The 17,203-nt window shown below is 56.2% G+C and carries 18 protein-coding genes; 3 read left to right on the top strand and 15 right to left on the bottom strand.

The window, feature by feature from the left end:
- Positions 1-3 precede the first annotated feature (3 nt).
- From ACR0A1_RS15805 to ACR0A1_RS15780, 6 genes are all read right to left on the bottom strand, one after another.
- Positions 4-732, bottom strand: a complete 729-nt coding sequence (locus ACR0A1_RS15805) for an SDR family oxidoreductase (RefSeq protein ID WP_480868296.1) — start codon at positions 730-732, stop codon at positions 4-6.
- Complete coding sequence (locus ACR0A1_RS15800) at positions 729-2,261, bottom strand: AAA family ATPase (RefSeq protein ID WP_170566301.1); 1,533 nt, start codon at positions 2,259-2,261, stop codon at positions 729-731. Before ACR0A1_RS15800 ends, ACR0A1_RS15805 begins: the two co-directional genes overlap by 4 nt.
- 60 nt (positions 2,262-2,321) lie before the next feature.
- Entirely contained in the window at positions 2,322-2,960 is a 639-nt protein-coding gene (locus ACR0A1_RS15795; RefSeq protein WP_170647111.1) for an acyl-homoserine-lactone synthase, read from the bottom strand.
- 83 nt (positions 2,961-3,043) lie between these two features.
- A complete protein-coding gene (locus ACR0A1_RS15790) occupies positions 3,044-3,763 on the bottom strand; it encodes a helix-turn-helix transcriptional regulator (protein ID WP_170395826.1) in 720 nt (239 codons plus the stop codon).
- Between the two features lie 367 nt (positions 3,764-4,130).
- Positions 4,131-5,417, bottom strand: coding sequence for a crotonyl-CoA carboxylase/reductase (ccrA, locus tag ACR0A1_RS15785; protein ID WP_170395824.1), 1,287 nt, complete (start codon positions 5,415-5,417; stop codon positions 4,131-4,133).
- A gap of 111 nt (positions 5,418-5,528) precedes the next feature.
- Positions 5,529-6,911, bottom strand: coding sequence for a 1-acyl-sn-glycerol-3-phosphate acyltransferase (locus ACR0A1_RS15780; RefSeq protein WP_480868293.1), 1,383 nt, complete (start codon positions 6,909-6,911; stop codon positions 5,529-5,531).
- A 145-nt stretch (positions 6,912-7,056) separates the two neighbouring features.
- Between ACR0A1_RS15780 and ACR0A1_RS15775 the strand changes: the two genes are divergently transcribed.
- The 3 genes from ACR0A1_RS15775 (at position 7,057) to deoD (ending at position 10,180) form a co-directional block, all read left to right on the top strand.
- Positions 7,057-9,024: a protein meaA gene (locus ACR0A1_RS15775; RefSeq protein WP_170626168.1), complete on the top strand. Its 1,968-nt coding sequence runs from the start codon at positions 7,057-7,059 to the stop codon at positions 9,022-9,024.
- 115 nt (positions 9,025-9,139) lie between these two features.
- Entirely contained in the window at positions 9,140-9,451 is a 312-nt protein-coding gene (locus tag ACR0A1_RS15770) for an H-NS histone family protein (RefSeq protein WP_170395811.1), read from the top strand.
- Positions 9,452-9,469: 18 nt separating this feature from the next.
- Complete coding sequence (deoD, locus tag ACR0A1_RS15765) at positions 9,470-10,180, top strand: purine-nucleoside phosphorylase (protein WP_170395810.1); 711 nt, start codon at positions 9,470-9,472, stop codon at positions 10,178-10,180.
- A 12-nt stretch (positions 10,181-10,192) separates the two neighbouring features.
- On the opposite strand, the gene ACR0A1_RS15760 is transcribed toward deoD, so the two are convergent.
- The 9 genes from ACR0A1_RS15760 to ACR0A1_RS15720 form a co-directional block, all read right to left on the bottom strand.
- Complete coding sequence (locus ACR0A1_RS15760; protein ID WP_480868291.1) at positions 10,193-11,056, bottom strand: urea carboxylase-associated family protein; 864 nt, start codon at positions 11,054-11,056, stop codon at positions 10,193-10,195.
- Between the two features lie 286 nt (positions 11,057-11,342).
- The gene (locus ACR0A1_RS15755; protein WP_170395806.1) at positions 11,343-11,483 is read right to left on the bottom strand and encodes a hypothetical protein; all 141 of its coding nucleotides are present in this window, start codon (positions 11,481-11,483) and stop codon (positions 11,343-11,345) included.
- Between the two features lie 137 nt (positions 11,484-11,620).
- The gene (locus tag ACR0A1_RS15750; RefSeq protein ID WP_170408332.1) at positions 11,621-12,400 is read right to left on the bottom strand and encodes a succinate dehydrogenase iron-sulfur subunit; all 780 of its coding nucleotides are present in this window, start codon (positions 12,398-12,400) and stop codon (positions 11,621-11,623) included.
- A 12-nt stretch (positions 12,401-12,412) separates the two neighbouring features.
- The gene (gene sdhA / locus ACR0A1_RS15745; protein WP_480868289.1) at positions 12,413-14,221 is read right to left on the bottom strand and encodes a succinate dehydrogenase flavoprotein subunit; all 1,809 of its coding nucleotides are present in this window, start codon (positions 14,219-14,221) and stop codon (positions 12,413-12,415) included.
- Between the two features lie 12 nt (positions 14,222-14,233).
- Positions 14,234-14,617: a succinate dehydrogenase, hydrophobic membrane anchor protein gene (locus ACR0A1_RS15740; protein WP_170395800.1), complete on the bottom strand. Its 384-nt coding sequence runs from the start codon at positions 14,615-14,617 to the stop codon at positions 14,234-14,236.
- 13 nt (positions 14,618-14,630) lie between these two features.
- Positions 14,631-15,014 (bottom strand): succinate dehydrogenase, cytochrome b556 subunit, encoded by a 384-nt coding sequence (sdhC, locus tag ACR0A1_RS15735; RefSeq protein WP_170395798.1) that lies wholly within the window; start codon positions 15,012-15,014, stop codon positions 14,631-14,633.
- A gap of 207 nt (positions 15,015-15,221) precedes the next feature.
- Complete coding sequence (locus ACR0A1_RS15730; protein ID WP_480868286.1) at positions 15,222-15,893, bottom strand: DUF1194 domain-containing protein; 672 nt, start codon at positions 15,891-15,893, stop codon at positions 15,222-15,224.
- Positions 15,894-15,959: 66 nt separating this feature from the next.
- On the bottom strand, positions 15,960-16,988 hold the full coding sequence (locus tag ACR0A1_RS15725; protein ID WP_480868285.1) for a MaoC family dehydratase: 1,029 nt from the start codon (positions 16,986-16,988) through the stop codon (positions 15,960-15,962).
- Entirely contained in the window at positions 16,988-17,194 is a 207-nt protein-coding gene (locus ACR0A1_RS15720) for a DUF1737 domain-containing protein (protein ID WP_170408336.1), read from the bottom strand. Before ACR0A1_RS15720 ends, ACR0A1_RS15725 begins: the two co-directional genes overlap by 1 nt.
- Between the last annotated feature and the right edge of the window lie 9 nt (positions 17,195-17,203).

The raw sequence follows: 17,203 nt of genomic DNA, 5'->3' as shown, positions 1-17,203 counted from the left end.
TCGTCACCCGCGACCGATATAGGGCATGGTCGTGGCCATAACGGTCATGAACTGCACATTCGCCTCTAGCGGCAGTTCGGCCATATGCAGTACCGAGCGGGCGGCATCCCCGACATCCATGGTGGGATCAGGGTCGCGGCCTTCGGCAAGCGCCTCATCGACCAGCCCTTGCACCATCGGGGTGCGCGCATTTCCGATGTCGATCTGACCACAGGCAATTCCAAAACTCCGCCCGTCCAGAGACAGGCTGCGCGTCAGACCGGTAATCGCGTGTTTCGTCGCAGAATAATGCACCGAGTTCGGGCGCGGCACATGAGCAGCGATTGAACCGTTGTTTATGATACGCCCCCCCTGCGGCGCCTGAGCCCGCATCGCAGCAAATGCAGCCCGTGCACATAGGAACATGCCGTTCAGGTTCACATTGACCGAGCCGTACCAATCCTCAAGCGCGATCTCGTCGATGGTGCCACCAGGGGCAAAAATCCCGGCATTGTTGAACAGCACGTCCAGTCGCCCGGTCTGTCGGGTGAATGCAGTAAAGGCGTTTGCAACGGCATCCGGGTCAGTCACATCGGCAACCAGCGGGATCGCCGAGGCGTTATGCTGTGTCATAGCATGAAGTTTGTCAGCGCTGCGGGCCAGAAGCCCGACAGTCCATCCTTCTGACAGAAACAGCTCGGCGGTGGCGCGGCCTATGCCCGAGCTTGCACCGGTCACTATGATCGTCTTCATGTCTCTTCCGCCTCCAATGTCAGGGATGGTGCCGCAACCGCACGCAGGTCATCCACACGCAACGGGTGGGTCGGTTTCGACAAGCGGTTCCGCACTACCCAGATTAGCCTCTCCTGTGCGCGGGTTATGGCGACATAAGCTAAGCGCTTCCACAAAGGTTGCCCGGCCTCAGTACGGCCCATGCGGGCGGCTGCGTAGATGTCTGGCGCAAAGACCTGAACCGTGTCCCATTGCGACCCTTGCGCCTTATGGATCGTCACCGCGGCACCATGCAGGAACGTTGCCCCCATACGGGCAGCATAGGGAATGAACGGCTCCTCCTCATCGGGCTTTTCAATCTGCACGATCGACGCCGCCGAGACCTGAGGGTCTTCGGCCCCCATCACATGCAACCGCGAAAAACCCGGCTTGCGACCAGGGCCAAGGTAAATGACCTGCGCGCCTTTGATCAGCCCGCGCGCCTCAAGGTCCAGTCGCTTTTTGCGGTGCTTCAACGGCAGCTCAATGCCGTCACAAATCAACGGTTCCCCTTCCAGTAGTTCAGTTTCCGGCGCGCCATGTACGGTGCGGAACGCCTGAATCAGCCGGATTCGGGTCGCATTGCGCCAGACAAGAACCGGGCTGCGCGCCATCAGATCAACTTCTACCCGCTGTCCCCAGACAACGCGGTCATCCTTTCGGGCAGTGTCCTCGATCAGACGTTCGAAATCCTCAAACCCCATGGCCGGATCGGACAGAGCATGGGCGAGGTCTAGGATCGGGTTATCCGCAGTTTGCCGATGTACTCGATGCAGGATTTGCTTGCGCGGCTCTGGCAACCCGTCAAACACCATCGAGCCCGATTGGTTAACCGGCGCCAACTGCGCCGGGTCACCAAATAGCAACAAGGTTGGAAAGATTTCCTTTAGATCCTCGAATTGCCGGTCGTCTAGCATCGAGGCTTCGTCCACAAAACCGATATCCAGCGGCTCTTCCCGACGTTTCCAGCCGGTGATGAAATCCGAACCGCGCAACCCAGCAGCGGCCAGCGCACCGGGGATGGATTTGTTGTTGGCATAGAACGCGGCTGCGCGGTCCAGCGCTTCGTCTGTCAGCCCTTCGATCTCGGGCCGTTCGTCATTACCCGCTAGCCATTCGGCGATCCGCTCGTATTCAGGGTCGTAAACAGGCGTATAGAGGATACGGTGGATCGTGGTCGCGGGCACCCCACGCAGCCGCAATACGCTGGCGGCCTTGTTCGTCGGCGCGAGGATCGCAAGGCTGCGCTTGTCGCGGGATTTGCGGCTTTCGAAATCACCCGAGATCAGGTTGACCCCCGTCTCGGCCAAAGCTTTGTAAAGCTCTGCCAGCAACAGGGTTTTGCCCGATCCAGCCTTGCCAATAACAGCCATCACACCAGACTTTCCGTTGCCGGGCAGTTTCAGCAGAGCGTCGTCTTCAAGGTCTACTCCAGCACCTCGCAACATCTCGGCAATGTTATCAAAAGCGGCAGCCTGATCTTCGGAAAATGTGACTTGGGGCAAGGACATGGCGCGACCCTACAGGGACGCGCCGCGCGCTGCCAGATGTGGATTGGTTTTTCCGTATGCTTAGGCCGACAAAGCGAACCGGTGCTGTGCGCCATGGCCAAATGCTGTCTTGAACCACAGGCGCGACAACTCTCGCGGGATGCCTGCGCGCGCTGCTACACGGTTGCAATCATCCGCTGAATAAGGCCACAGGCCGACCGAGATCTGATCGCGCCCTTTCCCTTCGGTGCCCAAAACCACCGGAGACGATCCGATCATACGGTAGATCCGGATCATGCGGGCATCAAAGACCCCCGCTATGTGGGTCAGGCCAAACCCTTCCATCACCTCACCGCCGCTCAGCATGATGGCCCCAGCAGTATGAGCGCTGGCGTTGCGCGAGAGGCAAAAGCGAGTGACCTCCCAGATTAGTGGGCTTCGGATCGGACTGCCTCCGGTGAGATGTCCGAATATGTCGTTCACCATGACCGGACCGGTCGTCGGTAGGATCCGCATGGACCCGCCATGGCTGCCATCTGCCTCTTCCCAAATCACATAGAGCGGGTTCAGGTCATCATACTGATCCCGCTCTTCCCCCTTTTCATTAACCTTAACATCCCAGCCAAGGCGGGTTTTGAACTGATCCGCGCGATCCCTGAACATCCCCCTGGCCAATTCCGGAAATTTATGCAGCTCATCGGCATACAAATAACGCAACATGACGTGTTCCCCTTATCGTCCATAGTTGGAACAAAGGGGGTACGAACACGTGGTTAATTTAAGGTGAGACCACCGTACGGTCGTTAAACGACTATTAATCCTCTACTGAGTGCAGTGGCGATTGCATGAGTCGTATTTTGCGCACCGAGTTTTGAGCGTGCGCTTTCGATATAGGCCCTGAGCGTATGCTCAGAAATGGAAAGAGAGTGCGCCACCTGCGCTCGGCTATACCCCAGCGCCAGCAATGTCATTGCATCGATTTCGCGGGGCGAGAGCCCCCGCATGTTGTCCGGCTGCCGTTCTTTTGCAAATTCCAGCGCTTTTCGATTGAGGAAATGCGCCACCAATATGAGATCGCGGCCATACGTTTCGACAAATGCCTGCCATGCGATGTCATCACAGCTGTTGTTGACCGTAAACAGCGCGAATTGCCCGCCTGGCCCCCGCAGCGGGATCGAATAGCCCTGATTGCCGACGCCATGTTCCTGCGCGTCCTGCAGGAAGGCCTTTACTGCTTTGCCCGACCAGTTCAGCTGTTTCCAGTCCACAGCGTGAAATCGCTGAAAACAACCCAGAATAACCGGATCAATACGATGATAATTCCTGTCTCGATACCGTTCATCCCAGGCATCCGAATAAGTCGTGAACCCGTATTGATCCCCGGCCCCATCAACCCAATGATATGTCATGTGGTCAATTTGCAGCTTGTCCCGCAACTGGACTGCTACGCTGGTCAGCTCGTCAAGCGTGCTGGTGCTTTCCAAATCCCCTAGGATCTGGCTCAAATCGAATTTTCTTCCCATTCGCGGGCGCGCAAGCCTCATCCTTTGAGGACGCAATCTCGGCCGCGGCGATCAGTCTTGTGTCGTCAAGCTGCTCGGCCAGCGCGCTCAACCCATTCGCCACAGCAAAGGCGTTGAGGTCCGACAGAACGTCCAAAATCCACTCATTTTGCGCCATCAGGGTGTCCCCGAAATAGTTAACGAAGGGTTAACACAACCATAACATGTGCAGACTAATTCGGCCTACTCGCTGCTTTCTACTCCCCAGAAATAGCGGGGGGCGATTTCTTAAAGCATTGAAAATACATAATCATCGATAGAAACGATGAACACCCGCAAGGCGTGTGTGCGCCCAGCGGGTGTTGCAGCTGCTGTTCGCCTGGGACCGTTAGTCGCGGGCAGCCAATACTTCTTCAAGGGTGCGCATGCCTGTATGCGGAGCCTGAACCAGCACCGACATGTTGCCCGGCTTGTGTTCGTTGCGCATCATCTTCATGTGCGCCTCAGGCAGATCCTGCCAAGTGAACACTTCGGACATGCACGGATCCAAGCGGCGCTCGACCATTAGCTGGTTTGCAGCCGAGGCCTGTTTGAGATGCGCAAAATGCGAGCCCTGCAAGCGTTTCTGGTGCATCCACATGTAACGCACGTCGAAGGTCAGATTGTAGCCAGTGGTCCCGGCGCAGATCACAACCATACCTCCCTTTTTCACGACAAAAGTGGACACCGGGAACGTGCTTTCGCCGGGGTGCTCGAACACCATGTCGACGTTCACACCTTTGCCGGTAATATCCCAGATGGCCTTGCCAAACTTGCGGGCTTCTTTGAACCATTCAGCATATTCCGGAGTATTCACCGTGGGCAGCTGGCCCCAGCAGTTGAAATCCTTGCGGTTGATGACGCCTTTGGCGCCAAGGTCCATCACAAACTCACGCTTGCTTTCATCCGAAATCACGCCGATCGCATTGGCACCCGCAGTGTTGATCAGCTGTATCGCGTAAGAGCCCAGACCGCCCGATGCGCCCCAAACCAGGACGTTCTGGCCCGGCTTCAGATCGTGCGGTTCGTGCCCAAAAAGCATCCGATAGGCTGTTGCCAAGGTCAGCGTGTAGCAGGCGCTTTCTTCCCAGGTCAGGTGCTTGGGACGCGGCATCAGCTGCTGTGCCTGAACATTTGTAAACTGCGCGAACGAGCCATCAGGTGTCTCATATCCCCAGATGCGCTGGCTGGGCGAATACATCGGATCACCACCATTGCAGTGTTCGTCATCGCCATCGTCCTGGTTGCAGTGAATCACGACTTCATCGCCGACTTTCCAGCGCTTCACTTTGTCACCAACCGCCCAGACGATGCCCGACGCATCTGAACCTGCGATGTGAAAGGGTTGGCCGTGGCCATCAAACGGGCTGATCGGCTTGCCAAGCGATGCCCAGACGCCGTTGTAGTTCACACCCGCCGCCATAACGAGAACCAGCACTTCGTGGCTGTCCAGCTTCGGGACATCAACGACTTCCAGCTGCATCGCTGTGTCTGGCTCACCGTGGCGCTCTTTCCGGATGGCCCAGGCATACATTTGCTTGGGAACGTACCCCATCGGGGGGATTTCACCCATCTCGTAGAGGTCCTTTTCCGGCGCCTCATACGACGCGATACCGCTGTCGACATCCAAAGCCATGCTGGCCTCCTTTTTCCAACTGTTGCCGCGCCGCAGAATCGCGGCTTTCCAAAGACGAAATATTAGCCCCTGAGTAATATTGCAACCGTTTTTGGTATCTATTTTGTAATTTTATGACCCAGCAGTTGCAGAAATACTTTCTGCACTTGCATCATTCTCAGCCCGAACAACGGGTTCTGATGCTGCCGCGTAATAAGTAAGCAGCTCTGATCGCTCGCCTGATGGGCGCAACACTCCAGCCTCGCGACGCAGAATCCGTCGCTCGACCAACTGATTGATGGCATCGTCAACAGCCTCTCCATCATCCTGGGCAACCGCGTCGCCGCCCAACGTCAGCAAACGCGCCTTCAACTCCTGCTCTGACATCTCACCTTCTTCCTGAACCAGCCGACACGCAGCAGGCACTGGAACAAAGGGAATTGCGGCGCCGATCCTGCGCATCAACTCGCGGGCCAGATCGGTCGTTAGGTCCCGTTCGTGCGCGACTCGAAATTCCTTCAGAGAAATCGGTGTCGCATACCGCACCGAGGCAATCCCGAATCTCTTGTAGCGCCCGACTAGCCTGCGCCAGATCTGCTTGAGCGACCAACGGGTGATAACCCCGATCCGCGCGCGGAAGCGGCGTTCACTATCCTTCGCTGCTGCCGTCAATACGGTATCTTCAAGCACCCGATCATAGTTCAAAGCAACCGGAACAAACACCACATCCCGCCCCTGCGGTTCGACTCCGTCAAGGATATACTTCAACAATCCCAGCTTGGGGCGCCCCAGTTTGCCAGTCAGACTCAGCCCGCCCTCAGGGAACATGGCCTGCGTCACGCCCGCTTCGGTCGCGTGTCTTACATAGCTTGCAAGGACCTGTCGATATAGGTCGCTACCCGACTTGCGGCGAATGAAATAGGCCCCCATCGCGCGAATCAATCGACTTAGAGGCCAGACACGGGCCCATTCGCCCACAGCATAGGATAAGGTCGAATGGTCTGCCGCCAGATAGGTGACCAGCACGTAATCCATATTGCTGCGGTGGTTCATGACATAAACGACCGTCGCATCGGGATCGATATTGTCCAGCGCGGCTTTGTCCTCGTAACCCAACTGCACCTTGTAAAAGGCGTTGCTCAGCATGCGGGCAAAACGGATCGCGATGCTGAAATACGCCACTGTCGAGAATGAGGGCGCAATCTCGCGCGCATAACGCCGTGCCAATTCTGAGGCAACAGCGTCAGGCACACCTTCTTCTTTGGCATGATGCTGCACCGCCCGGCTTACTTGCGGGTCATAGATAAGCCGTTGAATCATGTCATGCCGCCCCGCCAATTTGAACGGTTGGATCGGGCGCTGAAGGCGCTTGTTCAACCGTGCGACGGCGCGCTCAAGGCGGCGGCGGAAAAACCAGCGCACCGACGGAAACAAAAAATGCGAGGCAAGTGTGACCGCGGCAAACAGCACGATCAGCACAAACAGCCAAAGCGGGATTTCCACAGTCTGCATCATTCGGGCACAGTGCCATCAAACGCGACCACCCACAATCTGCAGAAACCGTCGATGCCGCAACGCAGCGAATTGACATGTACTGAAAATTACTATTTACCACCATAGAACGTAATTTTGTTACCCACCGATCCGCGAGGCACGACCCATGACGCAGTTGCAGAAAGATCGCCCCTGGCTCATCCGTACATACGCCGGTCACTCAACGGCCAAAGCGTCAAATGCGCTTTATCGTGCGAACCTGGCCAAAGGTCAGACCGGCCTGTCCGTGGCCTTCGATCTGCCAACCCAAACAGGGTATGACAGCGATCACACTTTGGCGCGCGGCGAAGTTGGAAAAGTTGGGGTTCCGATCTGCCATCTGGGGGACATGCGGGTTCTGTTCGATCAAATTCCGCTGGAACAGATGAATACCTCGATGACGATCAATGCGACTGCTCCTTGGCTTTTGGCGCTTTATATCGCAGTTGCCGAGGAACAGGGCGCGGATGTCTCGAAATTGCAGGGGACCGTCCAGAACGACCTGATCAAGGAATACCTGAGCCGCGGCACTTATGTGTGCCCACCAAAGCCATCGCTGAAGATGATCGCGGACGTGGCCGAATATTGCTACGATAACGTGCCCAAATGGAACCCGATGAATGTGTGTTCGTACCACCTGCAAGAAGCAGGCGCGACGCCTGAGCAAGAGCTGGCCTATGCTCTGGCGACTGCCATTGCAGTGCTGGACGAACTTCGCCCGCGCGTTCCGGCTGAAGACTTCCCGGCACTCTGCGGGCGGATTTCGTTTTTTGTGAATGCGGGCATCCGGTTTGTCACCGAAATGTGCAAAATGCGCGCCTTTGTGGATCTTTGGGACGAAATTCTGCAGCAGCGCTATGGCATTGAAGACCCCAAGTTCCGCCGATTCCGTTATGGCGTTCAGGTAAACTCGCTGGGGCTGACCGAACAGCAGCCGGAAAACAACGTTTATCGCATACTGATTGAAATGCTTGCGGTGACGCTATCCAAACGTGCCCGCGCACGTGCGGTGCAGTTGCCTGCATGGAACGAAGCGCTCGGCCTGCCTCGTCCCTGGGATCAGCAATGGTCGATGAGGATGCAACAAATCCTCGCCTATGAAACCGATCTGCTGGAATATGGCGATTTGTTCGACGGCAATCCGGTTGTCGACGCCAAAGTCGAAGAACTTAAAAATGGCGCACGAGCCGAATTGGCTAATCTCGAATCGATGGGCGGCGCGGTAGCCTCGATCGAATACATGAAATCGCGGCTGGTCGAGTCCAATGCCGAGCGCCTGAACCGTATTGAACGCAATGAAACCGTTGTCGTTGGCGTAAACAAATGGACCGAGGGCGAAGCCTCACCTTTGCAGACCGAGGATGGCGGCATCATGGTCGTCGACCCGGCGGTTGAACAGGAACAAATCGGGCGCTTGAACGACTGGCGCGCGGATCGGGATGACGCAGCAGTGGCCGCGGCGCTGCAAGCATTGCGCGAAGCAGCGCGATCCGGTGCCAACGTGATGGCACCTTCAATCGCTGCGGCCAAGGCCGGTGTCACAACTGGCGAATGGGCCGAGGAAATGCGCAAGGCCTACGGTACATATCGTGGACCAACCGGCGTCTCGGGATCTGTTTCGAACAAAACCGAAGGTCTGGAAGACTTGCGCGCAGCCGTAGATGCGGTAAGCGACCGTCTGGGGCGCAGGCTGAAGTTTCTTGTTGGCAAACCTGGTCTGGACGGACACTCGAACGGAGCCGAACAGATCGCCTTCCGCGCACGCGACTGTGGCATGGACATCAGTTACGAAGGTATTCGTCTTACGCCCGAAGAAATCGTAACTGCGGCACAAGAAGACAAAGCGCATGTGATTGGTCTATCGATCCTCTCTGGCAGCCACCTGCCTTTGGTGAAGGACGTGATGACGCGGCTGAAAGCAGCAGGGCTAAGCGATATTCCCGTCATTGTAGGTGGGATCATCCCCGATGAGGACGCGGATCAATTGCGTTCCATGGGTGTATCGAAAATCTATACGCCGAAAAATTTCGAATTGAATGCAATCATGGGCGATATCGTCACATTGGTTGACCCAACGGAAATTGCGGCTGAATAGAAAAGCATATTACAGAAATCTCCATTTCTATTTCCGGTAAAATGGGAATAGATAGGTTCGGGTTTATTCAATTTCCCCTGCAATAAGTAGGGGAATAGCCGAAATGGAGAAGATTATGGCAATCGATCTTGAAAAAATGTCGCGCAAAGAACTGCTCGAATTGCGCAATCGGGTCGAAAAGGCGCTAAAAACCGCCGAAGTGCGTGAGCGAAAAGAAGCGTTGAAAGCCGCCGAAAAGGCGGCGGCGGAATATGGGTTTTCGTTGTCTGAATTGTCAGGAGACAGCGCTAAATCGGTAAAATCATCTAAAGCGAAGTATCAAAATCCGAACAATCCGTCGCAAACCTGGACCGGGCGGGGCCGCAAACCGCAGTGGGTTCATGACGCCATAAAAGCCGGTACCGATATTACTGATCTGGAAATCTGATCGGGGGCAAGTGGCAAAATGACTATCCATATTGGAGCCCAAAAAGGCGAGATTGCCGAAACCGTTCTTTTGCCCGGCGACCCGTATCGCGCAAAATGGGCGGCCGAAACGTTTCTTGAAGACGTAAAGCTGGTAAACGAAGTGCGTGGCATGCTGGGGTTCACCGGCACCTGGAAAGGAAATCGTGTTACCATTCAGGGTAGTGGCATGGGGATGCCGTCTCTGTCGATCTACGTGAACGAATTGATCCGTGACTACGGCGCCAAAACTCTGATCCGGATCGGGTCATGTGGCGGGATGCAAGACAGTGTGAATGTGCGTGATGTTATTCTGGCGATGACGTCGACCACACTCAGCACCCCTTCGCGCGGGATCATGAGAGAAATGAACTTCGCCCCTTGCGCGGATTGGGGTCTTTTGCAGTCTGCAGCATTGGCTGCACAAGCCAAAGGTACGCCAACCCATGTTGGCGGCATCTATTCATCCGATGTCTTTTATGACGAACGCCCGGACCTGAACGAACAAATGGTTCGGCACGGTATTTTGGGTGTCGAGATGGAAGCGGCAGAGCTTTACATCCTTGCCGCGCGTCACAAATGCCGCGCATTGGCGGTACTGACAGTCTCGGACCACCTGCTGACCGGCGAAGCCCTGCCCTCCTCGGACCGAGAAAGCAGTTTTGGCGATATGGTCGAAATCGCGCTGCAGGCGGCGTTCCCGGACAGCTGAATTGCGCGATATCTAGAGCCCGTGCGTGCGGTCATATCCGTTGCGCGCGGGGCTGCGCCATCCCTCAAGCGCACCTTCAGCCGGGGCAAAGGTTTCTACCAGCAGGGGATAACAGGCTGCGGTATCCGATGAATGCTCGGACGAGCAATCACCGCCCGGGCACGCGCTTAGATTTCCCAGCAGGTCAATCTCGGCGAAAAACTCAAGATAGTCTCCCGGACGGACAGGTGAGGCTTTCATGAAATACTGCCCGGTATCACGCGTGAAACCGGTGCACATGAACACGTTCAATACATCATGTACCGAAGGCTCGGCTTCGGCCAAAGAGACGCCCAAATGATCCGCCAGCGCGCGTGTCAGATTCGAATGGCAACAGTGATGGTACTGGGATCCAGTTAGCAGATTACCGGTATAGGGATCACATCGGGTCCCGATCACATCGTGCACCGACCCGCCGAAATCATCGATTCCGTACCACCCCAGCGTATCTGCAATGATTGTCGCCATCGGTCGCATATGTGGAAAGCTCGACCACATGCGCTCACCCACGGTGATATGTGTGCCATGCAACGCGCGCGTCTTGCCGGAATAGAACCGCTCGGAAAGGTCGTTGAGGTTCCACAGGTTTAGATCGCCAACTTGCGATCCTTCAACAGAAGTGATCCGAAAGAAATGTCCTGCAGGCACCTCAAAGCATTGCGCATCTCGCGGTGGCACCAACACCTCACCCGTTTTGTGCGCTGTATCACGCGCAGTTTGATAGAGCCCTAGATCGGGTTTTGGTAGCCCTTCATTCGGGTAGCAAATAACGGGCGCAATCGCGCGGCGCGCATCTGCATCCATGGGTGGGCGGGGAGTATTCCGAGATTCTGACATGGGCCGAGAGTGGCGCAGTTCGGCCCGGTGGGAAACCCCCAACAGCAGCTATTGCCCTTTCAGACACTGCGTGGGCTCAACGTCAGATTTTGACACCGCGCCACAGTAAGCACAGCGCCACTGGCCCTCGCTTCGATGTTGCCGCCACCTGCAGTCGCGCGTCAGAGACGACGTGCGGGACCGCCAGAAAAAATAGGCAAAAACGCCAGCGGCGAGCAGAAGCAATAGAACGGGCATAGCTCTGCATTGCCTATTGTGTCGTAATTTTCAAGCCCGCGCGACACGGTTACGCCGCGTTCGCATATTCAAACAATTCTGGTGTTTCGTCTTTGGCCGGAACTTTGGGCTCGGGCGTATAATAGGCCCAAGCTTGCTCCAGAAATTCCAACGCTTTGGCCGCGTCGTGTTTTTGGTTTTGCATGTTCATCGGAGTGACCTCTTTTCGAACTCATCACTCCTCCCTGCGCCAACTTTAGATCCGCGCTCGTACAAGCGCATCGCATAGTTTTGCAGAGGCGGCATGCACTTGCCGCAACCCGGCAAGTGCTTTGTTTTGGTGCGTGATCAGACCGCGCGGTCCACCATCATCTTCTTGATTTCTGCAATCGCTTTGGCCGGATTCAGACCCTTGGGACAGGTCTTGGCGCAGTTCATGATGGTGTGGCAGCGATACAGCTTGAAAGGATCTTCCAGCTCGTCCAAACGCTCACCGGTGGCCTCATCCCGACTGTCGATGATCCAGCGGTAAGCATGCAACAGCGCGGCAGGGCCGAGATAGCGGTCGCCGTTCCACCAGTAGCTGGGGCACGAGGTCGAGCAACTGGCACACATCACACATTCATAGAGACCATCCAATTTCTTGCGGTCTTCGATGGATTGCTTCCACTCTTTTGCCGGACGATTGGTCTTAGTCTCCAACCACGGCATGATCGAGGCGTGTTGGGCGTAGAAATGAGTCAGATCAGGGATCAGGTCCTTGACCACTGGCATATGAGGCAGCGGATAGATTTTCACGTCGCCCTTGATCTCATCCATGCCATAGATACAGGCCAGCGTGTTGATCCCGTCGATATTCATCGCGCAGGAACCACAGATGCCCTCGCGGCAGGACCGGCGGAAAGTCAGGGTTGGGTCAATCTCGTTTTTGATCTTGATCAGCGCGTCCAGAACCATCGGGCCGCAAGTGTCCATGTCGACGAAATAGGTATCGACACGCGGGTTCTGGCCATCATCCGGGTTCCAGCGATAGATCTGGAATTTGCGCACATTGGTCGCGCCATCGGGCTTGGGCCAGGTTTTACCGGTGGTGATCCGGGAATTCTTGGGGAGGGTCAGTTGTACCATAAGTTCCTCTCCTTAGAACGTCCGCGCCTTGGGCGCGATTCTTTTCATGCTGATGCCGCCTTCGTCTTCGGTCGTCAGCGGATCAACGATAACCGGACGGTAGCTAAGCTCTACTTTGTTGCCATCGACACGGCTGACCGTGTGGACGCGCCAGTTCTCATCGTCGCGCTCGGTGAAATCTTCATGGGCGTGCGCACCGCGGGATTCCTTACGCGCTTCGGCACCAACGATGGTGGCGAGCGCGCTTGGCATCAGGTTGGTAAGCTCGAGCGTCTCCATCAGATCGCTGTTCCAGACCAACGATCTGTCAGAAACCTTCAGATCATTCATCTTGGCGGCGATCGCAGTCATCTTCTCGACGCCCTCAGCCATGGTCTTCGAGGTGCGGAAAACCGCCGCGTCCTCTTGCATGGTGCGCTGCATCTCAAGCCGCAGATCTGCGGTTGGAATTGCACCGCTGGCGTTGCGCGCCGCATCGAACCTGTCAAACGCCTTATCGACAGAGGCCTGGTTCAGAACCGGGTTCGACGCGTCGGCATCCACAACTTTGCCCGCTCGGATCGCCGCAGCGCGGCCAAAGACCACGAGGTCGATCAGCGAGTTTGAACCAAGACGGTTTGCCCCGTGAACCGAGGCACACCCGGCCTCGCCCACAGCCATCAGACCAGGGACCACGGCGGTTGGGTTGTCGGCTGTCGGGTTCAGAACTTCACCCCAATAGTTCGTCGGGATACCGCCCATGTTGTAGTGCACGGTCGGCAGAACCGGGATCGGTTCCTTGGTAACATCAACCCCTGCAAAGACGCGCGCAGATTCTGAAATGCCCGGTAGGCGTTCCGCCAAAGCTTCGGCTGGCAAATGGCTGAGGTTCAGGTGGATGTGGTCGCCGTTGTCACCATGTCCGCGCCCTTCGCGAATTTCCATGGTCATTGAACGGCTAACGTAGTCGCGCGGCGCGAGGTCTTTGTACTGAGGCGCATAGCGCTCCATGAATCGCTCGCCTTCCGAGTTGGTTAGGTATCCGCCTTCACCACGTGCACCTTCGGTGATCAGGCAGCCCGATCCGTAGATGCCGGTTGGGTGGAACTGAACAAATTCCATATCCTGCAGTGCAAGACCCGCGCGGGCCACCATACCACCACCGTCGCCGGTGCAGGTATGTGCCGAGGTTGCACTGAAATAGGCGCGGCCATAGCCGCCGGTCGCCAGAACAACCATCTTGGCGTTGAAGACGTGCATCGTGCCGTCGTCCAACTTCCAGCACACGACACCCTGACACTGTCCGTCCTCAGACATTATCAGATCAATGGCGAAATACTCGATGTAGAACTCAGCGTTGTTCTTCAGCGACTGACCATACAGCGTGTGCAGGATCGCATGACCGGTCCGGTCGGCGGCGGCACAGGTCCGCTGCACAGCGGGGCCTTCGCCAAATTCGGTGGTGTGGCCACCAAATGGGCGCTGATAGATCTTGCCTTCTTCGGTCCGGCTGAATGGCACTCCGTAATGTTCTAGCTCATATACAGCTTTGGGTGCTTCACGCGCGAGGTATTCCATCGCATCGGTGTCACCCAGCCAGTCCGAGCCCTTGACGGTGTCATACATGTGCCACTGCCAATGGTCTGGCCCCATATTCGACAAGGACGCCGCAATGCCGCCTTGGGCGGCCACTGTGTGTGACCGGGTCGGGAATACCTTCGTCACGCAAGCGGTGCGCAAACCCTGCTCGGCCATGCCCAATGTTGCACGCAGACCCGCGCCACCGGCACCGACAACCACCACGTCATATTCGTGGGTTTCGTATTCATATGCTGCTGTCATTGTTCTTGTTCCTTACTGCGCATATCCGAGAGCCAGACGCGCGAGCGCAAAGAGACCCGCAGCAATCAGTGTGTATGCAAAGGCCTGCGCTGCCATCAGCGCCAGCTTTTCCGCGACGCCATGCACGTAGTCCTCAATCGCTTCCTGGGCTTCGCGCAACAAATGCGGGACGACAACAACCAGTGTCAGACCCATGATAATCGCCGGGAACGGGCGGCTGTAATAGGCCAGAGCCTCTTCGTAGGTTCCACCTAGGGCGTGCCCGAAGGTAAATACAAACAGCGGAACAAGGATGACCAATGCCGCCGAGCTGAGCATCATTTGCCAGTGGTGATGTGTACCTGCACGTCCGGCCCCCATGCCCTGCGCGCGTTTACGGTCTGTGAGAAACTGCATCGCGAACCTCCCCTTAAAGCGCTACGGCCGTGATCAGAGCCAGAACAGTTGCCAGCACGAACATGCCAATGCCCATCTTCTCGGACACTTCAACATTCACGCAATATCCCAGATCCCAGATGACGTGCCGCAAACGGCCCAGCATGTGATAGAAAATGGCCCAAGCCGCGCCGAACATGATCAGATCACCCAGGAAACTGGTCATCAATCCATTGATCAGCTCAAAGGCGCTTTCCGATGTGGCCGCAGCAAGTAACCACCAGACGACCAACAAAGCCAAACCAAAAGACGCAAGACCCGTGATGCGCACCATAATCGAAGATATGGACGTCATCTGTGGACGATAGATCGTCAAATGTGGAGAAAGCGGGCGGTTGCCTCGATTTACATCGGCCATGTTGGCTCCTTTTCGGTTGGCTACCGAACGTTTTACTGTTTTTTACGACTCTGTCACGCGCTGCAGGTGCAAAATCCAGTAAATTTAACGCAAAATCGCTGATAAGCCGCGTTTGTGATCACACAAAATATTCTCGTGATCACAAATCACATTCGATACCGCCAATGTTAGCGTTTTCAATGAAAAAGCAATGTGATCACGAATCTATTATTGGAGCGGCGTCAGCCCTGCAGTCTGCTGTGTCACCTCGCGTAAAAGCTTCTTGCGAATACGTTCGGGATAATCCGCGAAGCCTGCTGCAGAGACGACAAAGGCCCCCTCGCCAACGATGACGTTCTCGAAGAAATAGGCTGTCAGATCGGGTTCACTTTCTTCAATCGCGATCGCGTTCACGGTGATGCCGCGATCCCGCAGTTTGGCGTGGATGGTCGACGGCTCGATTCCTTCATTCGAAATTCCGTCGCCCGAAAGATCAATAAGATGCCTTTCGCATTCGGGCACGTCGTCAAAGCTGGCAACCGTCATATCGAGCGCCTCACCTATCGCAGTTGAGAAGTTACGCCAGACACGAGGATCAGCTGCGACCTGATCAGCAAAACTGTCCAAGGTGTTAAAACTATCGATCCGGGTCCAGGGGATCGTGATCCTCTGGCGAGAACTGCCTGTCCATTGCACAAGCATCAGCCGAGCCTGTCCGCGCACCAAGGCCTCGGATACGATCGGGTCCCGCAGACCTGCGGCAAGACCGTCCATTTGGATACGATATTCCTCGGAATCAACCGAGCCTGAAACGTCTACGGCCAAGGCCAGAGCCAAATCACAAGCATAAGCCTGAGATGCCAGATACAGGCTGGCGGCGAGCGAACGAAACATCATCATGCGCCAAGCGTAGCATGGATTTCGCGGACCGTGATCACTTGAATGTCAGCCGCCAGAAGGCATTGGCTACATCGGCATAAGAGCCCAATAATCCAAATTTAGCAGAACGTTAGGAAGATATCTCCCCTCGTCATTGCGCAGAACGAAGGGCTCGCCGCCTTTGGTCGCAACAAGGCGCAAGCGGATGGCACCGATTCCGGGAGTTCCGGTCTCGGCCTTGTCCAAAACCTCGGACCAGGCTTTGATCGTATCGCCCGAGAAACAAGGGTTGGCGTGGGCACCTCCGTTCAGACCAACGATCATCTGCGCATTCGCCAGGCCATTAAACGACAAGGTACGCGCCATTGAGATAACGTGGCCGCCATAGATCAACCGTCCCTCTGGTCGGAAGGTGAGGTCGAAATGCACTTTGGCGGTGTTCTGCCACAGGCGGGTGGCCAGCATGTGCTCGGCCTCTTCGACGGTCACGCCATCGACGTGATCAATCGTTTCTTCCGTGTTGTACGAATCCCAGCGGTGGTTTTCGCCGGATTGTACAAAATTGTATTTCGAGAAATCGAGCCCCTGTGGTACCACCAGATCGCTGACATCAAGCGCCTTTTTCAGATTGGGCACCACCGTCTCTGGTGCAGGCGCATCGAGGTTTGATTTGCGCACCATGACCCAGCGAACATACTCGATCACCACTTCGTCGCGCTGGTTCAGCCCGCGGGTACGGACCCAGACCACACCGGTTTTGCCATTCGAGTTCTGCTTGAGGCCGATCACCTCAGATTCAGCGCGCAGCGTATCACCGGGGTAGACCGGTTGCAGCCAGCGCCCTTCGGCATAACCCAGATTGGCGACTGCATTCAGCGAGATATCGGGAACCGTTTTACCGAACACCACATGGAAGGCCGCCAGATCGTCAATCGGACTTTGCGGCAGGCCACAATTCCGGGCGAACTCATCCGAGGAATAGAGTGCGTGTCGCGCGGGATAGAGCGCGTGATAAAGCGCGCGCTCGCCATCCGTCACCGTGCGCGGCACGGCGTGATGCAGGATCTGCCCGACTGAATAATCCTCGAAAAAGTTACCCGGATTGGTTTTTGCCATTATTGCTGTCCCAGTTTCATGTCGGGGGTGTAATCAGCGGCGACCTCTTTGGTCACAGCCTGCGCGCAACGCATCACGTTATTTGCGGCGTCAAAGGCATAGGACGGGTCGCCATAAAGCTCCCATCCCTTTGCCAACGCGTCCGAGACCTTGTGGCAGAAGGCTGATGTGTCTTCCTCGGTCAACAAACGATAAAGTTTCGCCATTGATTAGGC

The organism is Ruegeria sp. D6 (genome assembly GCF_056534365.1).
The sequence above is the reverse complement of the archived record's forward strand: the minus strand, read 5'-3'. Positions and strand labels throughout refer to the sequence as shown.